General features: G+C 58.1%; 13 protein-coding genes. 5 read left to right on the top strand and 8 right to left on the bottom strand.

Annotated elements, in window-relative coordinates; all coding sequences use genetic code 11:
• Nucleotide 1 precedes the first annotated feature (1 nt).
• Complete coding sequence (locus ACR0M2_RS03260) at nucleotides 2-1,402, bottom strand: diguanylate cyclase (RefSeq protein ID WP_480704024.1); 1,401 nt, start codon at nucleotides 1,400-1,402, stop codon at nucleotides 2-4.
• An 87-nt stretch (nucleotides 1,403-1,489) separates the two neighbouring features.
• On the opposite strand from ACR0M2_RS03260, the gene ACR0M2_RS03255 reads away from it, so the two are divergent.
• From ACR0M2_RS03255 to ACR0M2_RS03235, 5 genes are all read left to right on the top strand, one after another.
• Complete coding sequence (locus ACR0M2_RS03255) at nucleotides 1,490-1,774, top strand: DUF3572 domain-containing protein (RefSeq protein WP_480687339.1); 285 nt, start codon at nucleotides 1,490-1,492, stop codon at nucleotides 1,772-1,774.
• Nucleotides 1,775-1,798: 24 nt separating this feature from the next.
• A complete protein-coding gene (locus ACR0M2_RS03250) occupies nucleotides 1,799-2,491 on the top strand; it encodes an HAD family hydrolase (protein ID WP_480704023.1) in 693 nt (230 codons plus the stop codon).
• 120 nt (nucleotides 2,492-2,611) lie between these two features.
• Entirely contained in the window at nucleotides 2,612-4,171 is a 1,560-nt protein-coding gene (locus ACR0M2_RS03245) for a trimethylamine methyltransferase family protein (RefSeq protein WP_170348182.1), read from the top strand.
• 121 nt (nucleotides 4,172-4,292) lie between these two features.
• Complete coding sequence (locus ACR0M2_RS03240; protein WP_480704022.1) at nucleotides 4,293-4,880, top strand: heme NO-binding domain-containing protein; 588 nt, start codon at nucleotides 4,293-4,295, stop codon at nucleotides 4,878-4,880.
• On the top strand, nucleotides 4,877-5,899 hold the full coding sequence (locus tag ACR0M2_RS03235) for a GGDEF domain-containing protein (RefSeq protein ID WP_480704021.1): 1,023 nt from the start codon (nucleotides 4,877-4,879) through the stop codon (nucleotides 5,897-5,899). Before ACR0M2_RS03240 ends, ACR0M2_RS03235 begins: the two co-directional genes overlap by 4 nt.
• A 33-nt stretch (nucleotides 5,900-5,932) precedes the next feature.
• On the opposite strand, the gene ACR0M2_RS03230 is transcribed toward ACR0M2_RS03235, so the two are convergent.
• The 7 genes from ACR0M2_RS03230 to ACR0M2_RS03200 all read right to left on the bottom strand — a co-directional run bounded on the left by ACR0M2_RS03230 (nucleotide 5,933) and on the right by ACR0M2_RS03200 (nucleotide 12,187).
• Nucleotides 5,933-6,625: a CbiX/SirB N-terminal domain-containing protein gene (locus ACR0M2_RS03230; protein ID WP_480704020.1), complete on the bottom strand. Its 693-nt coding sequence runs from the start codon at nucleotides 6,623-6,625 to the stop codon at nucleotides 5,933-5,935.
• Between the two features lie 71 nt (nucleotides 6,626-6,696).
• Nucleotides 6,697-7,629: an AEC family transporter gene (locus ACR0M2_RS03225; RefSeq protein ID WP_480704019.1), complete on the bottom strand. Its 933-nt coding sequence runs from the start codon at nucleotides 7,627-7,629 to the stop codon at nucleotides 6,697-6,699.
• A 42-nt stretch (nucleotides 7,630-7,671) separates the two neighbouring features.
• On the bottom strand, nucleotides 7,672-8,469 hold the full coding sequence (locus tag ACR0M2_RS03220; protein WP_170548103.1) for an MBL fold metallo-hydrolase: 798 nt from the start codon (nucleotides 8,467-8,469) through the stop codon (nucleotides 7,672-7,674).
• Nucleotides 8,466-9,272 carry a TatD family hydrolase gene (locus tag ACR0M2_RS03215; protein ID WP_480704018.1) on the bottom strand — a complete coding sequence of 269 codons (807 nt, stop codon included), beginning with the start codon at nucleotides 9,270-9,272 and terminating at the stop codon, nucleotides 8,466-8,468. The genes ACR0M2_RS03220 and ACR0M2_RS03215 overlap by 4 nt, the downstream gene beginning before the upstream one ends.
• Complete coding sequence (locus ACR0M2_RS03210) at nucleotides 9,269-10,390, bottom strand: DNA polymerase III subunit delta' (RefSeq protein ID WP_480704017.1); 1,122 nt, start codon at nucleotides 10,388-10,390, stop codon at nucleotides 9,269-9,271. The genes ACR0M2_RS03215 and ACR0M2_RS03210 overlap by 4 nt, the downstream gene beginning before the upstream one ends.
• 10 nt (nucleotides 10,391-10,400) lie before the next feature.
• Nucleotides 10,401-11,024 (bottom strand): dTMP kinase, encoded by a 624-nt coding sequence (gene tmk, locus ACR0M2_RS03205; protein ID WP_170348190.1) that lies wholly within the window; start codon nucleotides 11,022-11,024, stop codon nucleotides 10,401-10,403.
• Nucleotides 11,021-12,187: a D-alanyl-D-alanine carboxypeptidase family protein gene (locus ACR0M2_RS03200; protein WP_170348191.1), complete on the bottom strand. Its 1,167-nt coding sequence runs from the start codon at nucleotides 12,185-12,187 to the stop codon at nucleotides 11,021-11,023. The genes tmk and ACR0M2_RS03200 overlap by 4 nt, the downstream gene beginning before the upstream one ends.
• Nucleotides 12,188-12,198: the final 11 nt, after the last annotated feature.

The raw sequence follows: 12,198 nt of genomic DNA, 5'->3' as shown, positions 1-12,198 counted from the left end.
TTCAGGCTGCGCTCTGCCGGACCCGAACCTGGTTGCGCCCAGCCGACTTGGCAGCATAAAGCGCGGTGTCGGCCGATTTGATCAGCCCCTCCAACCGGGGTAGTTGATGAGATTGCGACCACCCGTTTGGTTGGGCTGCGATTAGTCCAATACTGATCGTGACCGGTATTGGGGCAGGGGCGTCTGGCAGCTCAAAAGGTTTGTCACGGATGCAATCACACAAGCTTCTTGCTAGTTTCAGTGCTTTGGCCTGCGTTGCTTCGGCGAGGCCAACCATGAACTCTTCGCCACCGATTCGTGCGATGAACCCGGCCGAGCCAATCGTTTGTTTCATCCGGGCCGCTGCCTCGGCCAACACCAGATCCCCGCCGGTGTGGCCGAAGGTGTCGTTGATACACTTGAAGTGATCCAGGTCTGCCAGCATCACCGCAAAACCTTGTTCGGTCCGCGCTGCCTTGTGCATGATCTGATCCATCGCGTGCATCGCATATCGGCGATTGTGCAGGCCGGTTAACGGATCGACCCAGGAATCCTCCAGCCCGCGTCTGAGCGACGCGCGCATCTGGTCCAGCCGGGCCTTTCGCACAATCTGGTTTTCCAGGCGCAACAGCGTTTCTTCAGGGCAGAAACTACCCATGCAAATCGCGTCGGCACCCCGATCAAGCGCTTCGGATGCCAATTCGGTATTCTCTTCCTCAAGAACACCAATCAGAACCGTATGCCGCGTAGTGCTTCGCGATTTCAAATCGGCCAGCAGTTTGAGGTCCGACGGGTTTGCACTGACCTCGAACACGATGGCATCAGGGACAGGTCCCGACAGAATACCCCGAAGGTTGGAAGTTGTATGAGCGGATAGTTTGTGCGGTGTCTGCTTGTATAGGGCCTTTTTCCACAAAGCGCTGGTGCATGACGATTGTGTCAGAATAGCGACTCGACCGGTTTTCGCAGGCATGATTAGCGCAGCGCTGGGTTCGGCAAATCCGATGGGGTGCGAACTGGTTCCAACCTGCAATTCTTGGGTATCGGCGCGCGCGCGCAACAGGCTGCGAACCCGCGCAAGCAGGAACGTATCCTTGAACGGGTGGGCCAGAACATCGTCCAGGCCGTCAGCCAGTGCCTTCAACCGCGCGGCCTTGTCGTTTTGCTGTGCGATCGCAACCACCGGCACATCGGTCAAATCCGGGTCTGACATGACAAGCTTCTTTACGTCAGCGGCAGTGCCGTCCGGCAAGGTTTGCGAGGTCAGTACCAGGTCGGGCCTGGCACGCCGTAAAAGTCCGGGCAGACCCTGAAGCCGTTCACCCTGAACAACGTGATACCAAGCCGCAGTTAGCTGAACCTTCAGCATGATGCGATTGGTTGAGGCCCCGTCGAGGACAAGGATGGTTCCCTGCACGGACATATCAGTCACCATTGATTGCATGCGTTGCTAAAGTGTTTATGAGTCTGGTTAACAAACCCTTTCCAAGACCTGATCCGGGGCTACTTTATGTCAATCAACGCCCAATCTGCCGAAACGCTGGCGCTCAATGTTCTGGGTTGGCTGGTGGGCAATGAAGAATTGCTGCCAATTTTCCTTGGCTCAACCGGTGCATCGACACAGGACCTGCGCGAAAGAGCAGGCGAGCCCGAGTTTCTGGGGTCGGTGCTGGAGTTTCTTATGCTTGACGACTCGTGGGTAATCGCCTTCTGTGACGCGAATTCCGTGCCCTATGACCTGCCTGGACAGGCCCGCGCGGCTTTGTCCGGTGGCGCTGACGTCCACTGGACCTGACCCACAACTTTGCAGGAGCATGCAATGCCTATCGACGCGATCCTGTTCGACAAGGACGGCACCTTGTTTGACTTTGCCAACACCTGGGGGGCTTTCGGGCGCAATGTCGTGTTGCGCTTGGCCGACGGAGACCCTGCACGCGCTTCAGAATTGGGGCGTGTTATCGGCTTTGACCTGGAAAAGGCCAGCTATTCCGAGGACAGCATCGTCATCGCCGGTACGGTTGATGAAATCGCCGAAGCCTTGGTTCCGCATCTTCCCGACATGACGCAGGAAGATCTGGTCGATGTCCTGAACACCGAATCGGCGTCGGCTCCGCAGGCGCAGGCCGTGCCATTGGCCCCCTTTCTGGAAGGTTTGAAACAGGCTGGGCTAAAGCTGGGCGTGGCCACAAATGACGGTGAGATGCCAGCGAAACAGCATCTCTCATCGGTCGGGATTCGCGATCATTTTGACTTTGTCGCGGGCTATGACAGCGGCCACGGGTACAAACCAGGGCCCGGGCAGTTGCTTGCCTTTGCGACCCATGTAGGCGTGGCACCTGAACAGGTGGCCATGGTGGGCGACAGTCTGCACGACCTGCAAGCAGGTCGCGCTGCCGGGATGACGACAATTGCCGTTCTCACGGGCATGGCCCCGGCCGAAGCACTGGCGCCCATGGCGGATGTCGTGTTGCCGGATATCGGGCACATTCCCGACTGGCTGGCGAAAAACTGATCATGCTCCAGCCGATTTCGTCGCTTCGGGATAAAAAACCGACAAAGTCTGTCGCAGACAGAGCGGCCAGCCCCCGACCTTCGGGGCTTGCTTGTGATAGAGCAAGCTCCGGAGGATCAGATGGCAGACACAAAAACTCGCAGGCGTCGTGGTGGTGGACGTGCCGGGGCCGCTGAACGCAGAGGTACTGCGGTAATCGACCAGATGCCGTGGAGCCCGCCAATCAACATCGACCGCCCGACTGAACCGTTGGATCAGGACGGGATCGAGGCGATCCATGAAGGGGCCATGCGCATCCTCGAAGAGATCGGGATCGAGTTCTACAACGAAGAAGCCAAAGGCATTCTGCGCGAGGCAGGGTGTACGGTCGAGGGCGACAATGTTCGCATGGGCCGGGACTTTGTCATGGAGATGGTGGGCAAAGCCCCTTCAAGCTTTACGATTACTCCGCGAAATACGGACCGCACGATTGAGATCGGCGGAAAGAACATGGTGTTCGGCAACGTCTCATCGCCGCCGAATTACTGGGATATGGAGATCGGTACCAAGGTTCCCGGCAATCGAGATATGTGCCGCAACCTGTTGAAACTGACGCAATATTTCAATTGCATTCACTTTGCGGGCGGGTATCCGGTTGAACCCGTCGATATACATGCCAGTGTCCGGCACCTAGATGTGCTTTATGACAAGCTGACCCTGACCGACAAGGCGATGCATGCCTATTGCCTCGGGAAGGAACGGGTCGAAGATGTGATGGAGATGGTCCGCATCGCTGGCGGGCTGAGCCACGAGGAATTCGAGGCAACGCCTAGGATGTATTCCAACATCAACTCGACCTCACCGCTGAAACACGACCACCCGATGATTGACGGATGCTTGCGTTTGGCGCGGCGGGGGCAGGCGATTGTTGTGACGCCGTTCACGTTGGCTGGTGCAATGGCTCCGGTAACGATGGCGGGGGCTGTGGCGCAATCTCTGGCCGAAGCCTTGTGCGCAATCGCTCTGTTCCAATACGTGCGCCCGGGGATTCCCTGCGTAATCGGGACGTTCACATCCAATGTGGATATGAAGTCAGGCGCACCTGCCTTTGGTACACCGGAATACATGCGTTCCACCCAGATGACTGGGCAAATGGCACGGTTCTACAACCTGCCGATGCGGTCGTCGGGGGTGTGTGCCGCAAACGTGCCTGATGGCCAATCGGTTTGGGAGACCTCGAACTCTCTGTGGGCGTCCGTTCAGTCGGGTACCAATATGGTATACCACGCAGCAGGTTGGCTTGAGGGAGGGTTGATCGCCAGCCCCGAGAAATTCATCATGGACTGTGAAATATTGCAGCAAATTCAGCGCTATATGCAGCCTGAAATTACCGCGACCGGTCCAGATGAAATCGCGTTGGATGCGATCCGGTCGGTGGGCAATGACGGCCATTTCTTTGGTATTCAGCACACGCAGGACCGCTACACCACCGCGTTCTATCAACCCTTCCTGAGTGATTGGAAGAACTTCGAGGGCTGGAATGTTGCGGGTGGCATTTGGACGGCGGAGCGGGCCCATCACATGTTCAAAGAGATCATCACCAGTTTTGAACCACCGGCGCTGGATGATGCGATCCGGGATGAGCTTGCCGACTTTGTCGCCCGTCGCAAGGCCGAAGGTGGGGCGCCGACGGATTTCTAGTTCCCTGTCAAAGACTTCCACTGCGATACTTGTTCAGATTGTTGGAATCCAACGACCTATCTTGGGGGTTTGTTAAGGAATCTCGGGCCAGATTGGAGAAGTAACCAATCTGGGGCATTTTATGCATGGTCTGATCAATCGGGCGGTACAATCTTTCGTATGTGCGACCTACGGGCAGACGTGCTGGTTGCGCGTAACCGAGATGGCTGAGCTGGGATTTACCGAGTTCGAGGCCATGCTCGTCTACGATGACGACATGACTGCCCGGGTTTTGGACGCACTGTGCGACGAAATAAAGCGCCCACGTGCCGAAATACTCGAGGATTTGGGAACATATCTGGTGTCTCACCCGAATATGGAGGATCTGCGCCGTCTGCTGCGCTTTGGCGGCGTCACTTATGTAGAGTTCCTGCATTCCCTGGATGACTTGTCCGACCGCGTCCGTTTGGCAGTTTCCGACCTTTGCCTGCCAATGTTGGAGCTTATTGAGGTGAGCCCAACAGAATATCAATTGTATTGTCATCCCGGATTGGCCGGACATTCCAGCGTTATGGTCGGGGTTTTGCGCGCCATGGCTGACGATTACGGTGCCTTGGCCATGTTGTCCCATGACGGGCAAGAGGGCGAGGCCGAAGTCATCTCAGTCGTACTTGTGGAAAGCGCTTTTGCCGAAGGGCGTCATTTCGATCTTGGGGCGCGCAAATCATGATGGATACTGGCGATCTGGGTTCTTTGCTGGAAACACTATGTCCAATGTTCGTTCTGGTGAGCGAAACTGGGCGGGTAACACGCGTAGGGCCGACGTTGCAGAAACTTCGCCCTGATCAACCGATAGAGGGGAAAGAATTTCTGGACGTATTCGAGTTGATACGCCCGCGCGCTGTCACAACCCTTTCGGCGCTGATGTCGTTGGCTGGCGCAAAACTGCACCTGAAACTCCATGATACGCCACGAACGGCGTTGAAGGGATTGATTGCCCCACTGCCCAACGGAAAAGGCGCAGTAATTAACCTGTCCTTCGGCATTTCGATTTTGGATGCTGTACGCGATTATGCGCTGACCAGTGCGGACTTTTCTGGCACCGACCTTGCGATCGAACTGCTGTACCTGGTCGAGGCTAAATCGGCCGCGATGGAGGCTTCGCGGTCGCTTAACCTGCGACTGCAAGGGGCGATGTTGGCCGCCGAAGAACAAGCCTTTACCGATATGCTGACCGGGTTAAAGAACCGTCGGGCCATGGACGTGGTTCTGGGCCATCTGATATCCGGGAATTCGCCTTTCGCCCTGATGCATCTGGATTTGGATTTCTTCAAGTCGGTCAATGATCAATATGGGCACGCAGCGGGGGATCACGTGTTGCAGCAGGCCGCCCGGATCATGGTAGAGGAAACCCGCAACGATGACACAGTGGTCCGCATTGGTGGGGATGAGTTCGTTATTATCTTCAAGGGTTTGATGGATGAATCTGTCCTTTCAGCAATTGCGTCACGTCTTATTGACCGGCTGCAAAAACCAATGGTGTTCGAGAAAAACCCCTGTCGGATATCAGCCAGTATCGGGACCGCGTTGTCCACGCAGTTTTCGCCCCCCAAATCCGCGGAAATTCTGAACGCGGCTGATTTGGCGCTGTATGAGGCGAAGAGGAAAGGCAGATCTCGGCATTGCTTATACTCGACACTGGTGGGGCGTCGGCAAGGCGACCCGGCATCCGGGGTTCGTTTGGATTAAAATCGCGTGGACCCGGCTTAGATGCGATCAAGCCTAATCGAACACACGGCTCAGAGTGTTTGCAATATGGCGCTTGATCGGTGGTAGCTCTCCGACAACTGGCATGAGTTGTCCTTTGAACGTGGCTTCAGCCAACTCTTGCGGCAGGTCCTCAAGAACGTGACCGCCGGTGCAGGCAAAATAGGGCAGGCAAATAGCTTGCTCCGACAAACCTGACGCGGCCTCGGAGATGGAAGGGGGTTCTTCGACAAAACCCACACGAATAGACCTGAATGCCAGATGTTTTTCTAACGTGCCGGCAAATGCAAGGGCAACGGAAGATGGGTTGCGACTGCGACCTGAGCCATGAGCGGCCACAACCAGATCCGTTTCCTGCGCCGTCCACTGGTTTTCCACCAACCTGTCGCGCAGCGCCCCGGCCACAAGTTCTGGTAGGTCAGGGTCGACACCAAGCGGGTCCAGAATGCGTAGATTTCGCCCGGCAAGGCGTTTGGGTAGGGCGCTGGTGACAAACCACCCTTTTGCCATGAACAGCGGGTAAATCACTGCGTCATCTGTCAGCTTTGAAACGCGCTCTTCGAATATACCCGGTGCCGCCAGCGTTGCCGACCGCACAGTCACCTTTGAGCACAGTACGTCGACCTCGGCGGCATACTCGGCTAAGACCTGTTCGGCCGGGGTCGGGTCCGACGGTTGGCCATGGGCGACGATAAGGGCGTGGTGCATTCGAATTGTCCTGTTAGCTTTACCGATAGGTGCGTCCCGCCGCGCCAGAGTCAATCCAAACTAAGGAGCCATCAACCTAAAAGTGTCAGCCAGAACCAGACCGTCAGAATCGAGGTCGCCGTTCCAATCAAAACGGATGAGGCTGCCACCCGTTTTGCGTGTCCGTACATGTTGGCAAATATATAAGCGTTGAAGCCGGGCGCCATCGCCGCTGTGAGAACGCCCGAGCGGAACAAATCCTGAGGCAGACCAGCAGAGGTCCCAAACAGCCAAACCAGGGCGGGGTGCAGGATTAATGAAATGCAGCAGACATAGGCAATCGCGCGCAGATCGCCCTCGGGCTTGTATTTGACCAGAACTCCGCCCAGCGCAAACAGGGCGCCGGGCAGGGCGGCACGAGTAATAAGGCCAAGCGCTTCGTCCAAAACTGAAGGTACGCCAATTCCTGAAAGGTTAACGATAAATCCCAGCGCGATACCGAGGATCAGCGCATTGCGGAACATTGCCGACATCACCGACCGGATCATGCGCCTGCCGCCATTCCCCCGGTTTCGGACAACTTCCATCACCGTGATGCCGATGGCATAGCAAAATGGCGCATGGAAGGCGATGATGGCGTAGTTCCCGTCCAAATTCTCGGACCCAAAGGCGCGTTCCGTGATCGGAAGGCCCAGCAAAACCGAGTTCGAGAACAAACAGCAAAAGCCGATGGCGACGCAATCTTCCCACTCGCGGTGAAAGATCAGGCGGGCGCCGAACAACCCGGCGGTGAAACACAGGGCTGCGGAGGCATAAAAGCTGCCAAGTAGCCGGGGATCGAAACTGGCGCTCAGATCCAGATGTGCGATGGCCAGAAACAGCAGGCAGGGAATCGCGAAGCCCTGGGTGAATTTCATCAACCCTTCGACATGGGCTTCTTTGAAATACCCCAGACGGGTCGCGGTGTATCCGGCACCGATCACAAGAAATACCGGCAGGATAACTTCGATCAGAGTTTGCAGCATCCAGCCGCCCCAGAGTGTTTCGCGGGCTGCAACGGCAGTGCCCTATAAATCCTGATGGATCACCATACCGTCATATGCAGGGGTGATGTGATCGGCGGTTTCGGCGTCAACCGTGACATAGTCGAGGTCGATATGCATGTTGGTCAGAACCGCTCGTTTGGGTTTCAGCTGATCGATCCATTCCAACGTTTTATCCAGATGGGCGTGTGTGGGATGAGGGCTGCGGCGCAGGGCGTCAATGACCAGACAGTCCAGCCCTTCCATCATAGGCCATGCGTCGTCATAGAGTTCGGCGACGTCCGGCAGATACACCAGCTTACCCATCCGAAAACCCAAAGAATCGATCGAGCCATGATTGACCTTGAAGGGGTGAAACGGGATCGAACCGCCGGGGCCGTCGATTTCGAACGGGCCGTCGATGGATTTCAAGTCAAGGATCGGCGGATAGGGAGAGCCTTCGGGTTGGATGAAGGCATACCCAAACCGCCCCAGCAGGGCGTTCTGGGTATCACCGTCGGCCCAGACCGATACTCTCTCGCGCATGTTATAGACGATCATGCGCAGGTCATCGATGCCGTGGACGTGATCGGCATGGGAATGAGTATAAACCACGCCATCCAAACGCCCTGTTCCAGTACTCAGCAATTGGCTGCGCATGTCGGGGGTGGTGTCGATCAGCACCGTGGTCGTGCCATCCGGCCCGTCACGTTCAACCAGCATCGAACAGCGGCGGCGAATATTCTTGGGGTTCTGCGGATCGCAATCCCCCCAATGCCCGCCCAGTCGCGGTACGCCGCCGGACGAGCCGCAGCCAAGGATGGTGCAGCGCAGCTGGGTCATGCAGCCGCCTTGTAGGTTGCGGCCTTGGTGAACAGACGGTCGAAATTGGCCTGCGTCTGGGCAGCGAAATCGGCATAGTCCAACCCGAACACTTCGGCCCCTTTATGGGCGGTGTGGGCGGTATAGGCCGGTTCGTTACGTTTACCGCGATAAGGCGGCGGGGCCAGATAGGGGGCGTCAGTTTCCACCAGAACGCGGTCGACGGGCGCGGCAGCGAAGATATCGCGCAATTCCTGGCTTTTGGGGAAGGCGGTGATGCCGGACATGGACAGGTAGAAACCCAGATCCAGCGCAGCGCGGGCCAGTTCCGCCGAGGATGAGAAACAGTGCATTACGCAGGAATAGGGCGCATTGCGGTGTTCCTCGGCCAGAATGCGCGCCATGTCATCATCGGCTGCGCGGGCGTGGATAATCAGCGGCAGACCGGTGTGCTGGGCGGCCTCGATATGAACGCGCAGCGATTGCTTTTGTACCGAGGCTGAGTCAGCGGTGTAGTGGTAATCCAGACCGGTTTCGCCGATGCCGACAAATTTCGGGTGCCGGGACAGCGCGATCAGTTCGTCGACCGTGGCCATCGGCTCATCCGCGGCGCTCATGGGATGGGTGCCTGCGGCATAGAAGATCGGCGCGTGTGCCTCGGCAATGGCACGAATGGTGGGTTCGTTGCGCAAGCGGGTGCAGATCGTGACCATGCGGGTCACGCCTGCTTCGGCGGCATTGGCGATGATCTGGTCCAGCTGCCCCTCAAAATCGGGGAAGTCCAGATGGCAATGGCTGTCGGTGATCTGGGGGGTGTCGCTCATCTGCTCTGACCGGCGGTTTCCTGTATCTTGAACACCGTATCTAGGACCAGAGCGGCAGGGTCAAGGTTCACCGCCTGACCATGGCGCGCGCGGGCCGTGATTGTCGCCGCAACCTCGGCCCATTGACGGGCCTGATGCGGAGATGGGGACAAACGTGACAGCGTTTCCGCCTCATTCGGCGCAGCCGCGGGTAGTGGCGGCGCACCGGTTGCGCCGGTCAGCGCCAGGCGCGACAGGACGACGTCGATCAGGGTCAGCAGCAGTTCGAACCGCTCTGCCGCACCGCGTTGGGCAGCGGCTTCGGCCAAAGCCAACGCGCGCTGGCGATCCATGCGGGGCAGAGTGCCGAGAATGGCGATCAGTTCAGCATAGATCTCTAACCCACCCAGATTGATCAACCGCACCGCATCGCCGACCGACCCGGCGGCCAGCGCCGCCAAATGGTCGGTCTGCGCGGGCAGGTCCGCACCCGTTTGCACGAGGGCGGCTTGCATATCCTCAGGTCCAAGTGGAGAAAGGCGCAGGGTTCGACAACGGGATCGGATCGTTGGCAACAGGCGTGACGGCTGGTGCGAAACCAACAGTAATGTCGTGCGCGCAGGTGGCTCTTCGAGCATTTTCAGCAGGGCGTTAGCCGCGCTGACATTCATCTCATCCGCTGAATCGACGATTACGACACGCCGCCCGCCATCGGCCGAGGACAGACCGAAGAATTTCCCCAGCTTGCGAATATCATCAACGACGATTTCGTTCCGCAACCGCCCCTGATCATTCACGGATCGGGTGATGGCGGCCAGCCCCGGCTCGGCCCCGGCCAGTATGCGGTGTGCGACCGGATGTTCGGGATCAACCGCAAGGGTTTCAGGTGGCGGAGGGGCACCGAACAGCTCATCCTCTTCTATCGGCGGCGTTGCCAGTAAAAACCGTGCAATCCGCCAGGCCAGGGTTGCCTTACCCACCCCGCGCGGGCCAGTCAAAAGCCAGCCGTGGTGCAGCCGGTCCGAGGTGTAGGCGCTCAGAAATGCCTGTTCAGCCGCGGCTTGCCCAAACAGTTGCTGGGTTTCGCGCGGGTGCGGGGCACCGGGGGCCTGATCCGGGGTTGGGGTATCGTCGCTCATCTATCGTCAGTCACAAAGCTTGCAGAACGATATCTGTCACATCCTGTGCAACGCTGTCCATGTCGCGATTGCCGTCAATCACGCGAAAGCGGTCCGGAAACTCATCGGCCAGCGCCAGAAATCCGGCGCGCATCTTTTGCTGCAGATCGATGCCGAAATCTTCGAACCGTTCTTCTGTGCCCTGTCGCCCCTTGGCGCGGGCCAGGCCGGTTTGTGGGTCCATGTCGATCAGCAGTGTCAGATCGGGTTCGCGCCCGATCACCAAGCTGTGCAATTGATCAACCACCCCGCGCAAATCGCCGCGTGACAGGCCCTGATACATGCGAGTGCTATCGGCAAATCGGTCACAGATGACCACTTTTCCCGCGGCCAAGGCAGGTTCAATGGTACGCTCCAAATGATCCCGCCGCGCGGCAGTGAACAACAGCAATTCCGTTTCGGCCGACCAGCGGTCGGGGTCGCCTTCCAAAACCAGGCGGCGGATCTCTTCGGCCCCGACCGAGCCACCGGGTTCGCGCGTCAGCACGACCTCATGACCAAGATCGCGCAAACGCTCGGCCAGCATGCGTGCCTGCGATGATTTGCCTGATCCATCAATGCCTTCGAAGGTCAGAAACAACCCGGGCTTTGTCACAATGCGTCCAGTGGATTGCCGATCACATCGGTCAGAAAGATACCGCCCACGGTCATCATACGCACCACGAAGCCTCCGGCCGGGACGCTTTCAGACGCCACCAATGGGCGGCGGATTTCCGGCAATCCTTCGGGTTTGATAACCAGCTCAGCCAGTTGTTGGCCCTTTTCAATTGGCGCGTTGACCGGCCCGTCATAGACAACCTCGGCCTCGATATTCTTGTCACCCAGAACTGGGAACAGCAGCGACAGGTCCTCTTCCGGGACCAGACCCACGGTCTTTTGCGCGCCCATCCAGATCTTGGCCTCGGCTATTGGCGTGTCCGCATTGGCAACTGTCCTCTCGACAAAATTTCGAAACGACCAGTTAACCACGGCCTCAGCCTCCTCTGCCCGTTTGCCGGTGCTGTCGAGACCTGAGAGTACAAAAATCACCCGACGGTCACCCTGTTTGGCCGACCCGACAAGGCCATACCCGGCCTCTTGCGTGTGGCCGGTCTTTAGACCGTCAGCGCCGATCCCCAGCTTGAGCAGCGGGTTGCGGTTGCGTTTGTTCGACGGCGCGCGGCCATCGAATTCAAACTCTTCCTCGGCGAACAGGGGGTAGTATTCCGGGAAATCCGAAATCAGATGATTTGCCAACACAGCCAGGTCATGGGTGGACATCATATGCCCGGCAGCCGGCCAGCCGTTCGAGTTGGCAAAGTTGGAATTGTTCATGCCCATTTGCTGCGCACGTTGCGTCATGTATCGGGCAAACCCAGCCTCGGTTCCGTCAGGGCTGAGCGCCTCGGCGATCACCACGCAAGCGTCGTTGCCCGACAGTACGATAATGCCGCGCAACAGGTCCTCGACCCGGACGCGGTCCTGCGTGTTCAAGAACATGGTTGAGCCGCCATAGCTCATGGCGTGTTCCGAAACCGGCAGTGTTTCATCCAATGTCAGGCGGCCATCGCGCAGTGCCTCGAACGCTACGTAAAGCGTCATAAGCTTGGACATAGAGGCAGGCGGTAGGGGCAGATCGGCCTCTTTGGACAGTAGAACCGTACCTGTGGTCTGGTCTACCACATATGCCGCGCGGGCTGTTGTATCAAAGGCTTGGGCGGGCAGGGCAAACACAGCCAGCCCAAGGGTCAAAACGGATGATCGCAGTGAGGACAGCACGAGGGGCCTCC

The organism is Ruegeria sp. BE10, assembly GCF_056538905.1.
This window is presented reverse-complemented; position numbering and strand designations above follow the sequence as displayed.

Excerpts from the sequence above, each read along its gene's own strand:
- ACR0M2_RS03260 (WP_480704024.1), bottom strand. The coding sequence starts at position 1,402 with ATGTCCGTGCAGGGAACCATCCTTGTCCTCGACGGGGCCTCAACCAAT.
- ACR0M2_RS03255 (WP_480687339.1), top strand. The coding sequence starts at position 1,490 with ATGTCAATCAACGCCCAATCTGCCGAAACGCTGGCGCTCAATGTTCTG.
- ACR0M2_RS03250 (WP_480704023.1), top strand. The coding sequence starts at position 1,799 with ATGCCTATCGACGCGATCCTGTTCGACAAGGACGGCACCTTGTTTGAC.
- ACR0M2_RS03245 (WP_170348182.1), top strand. The coding sequence starts at position 2,612 with ATGGCAGACACAAAAACTCGCAGGCGTCGTGGTGGTGGACGTGCCGGG.
- ACR0M2_RS03240 (WP_480704022.1), top strand. The coding sequence starts at position 4,293 with ATGCATGGTCTGATCAATCGGGCGGTACAATCTTTCGTATGTGCGACC.
- ACR0M2_RS03235 (WP_480704021.1), top strand. The coding sequence starts at position 4,877 with ATGATGGATACTGGCGATCTGGGTTCTTTGCTGGAAACACTATGTCCA.
- ACR0M2_RS03230 (WP_480704020.1), bottom strand. The coding sequence starts at position 6,625 with ATGCACCACGCCCTTATCGTCGCCCATGGCCAACCGTCGGACCCGACC.
- ACR0M2_RS03225 (WP_480704019.1), bottom strand. The coding sequence starts at position 7,629 with ATGCTGCAAACTCTGATCGAAGTTATCCTGCCGGTATTTCTTGTGATC.
- ACR0M2_RS03220 (WP_170548103.1), bottom strand. The coding sequence starts at position 8,469 with ATGACCCAGCTGCGCTGCACCATCCTTGGCTGCGGCTCGTCCGGCGGC.
- ACR0M2_RS03215 (WP_480704018.1), bottom strand. The coding sequence starts at position 9,272 with ATGAGCGACACCCCCCAGATCACCGACAGCCATTGCCATCTGGACTTC.
- ACR0M2_RS03210 (WP_480704017.1), bottom strand. The coding sequence starts at position 10,390 with ATGAGCGACGATACCCCAACCCCGGATCAGGCCCCCGGTGCCCCGCAC.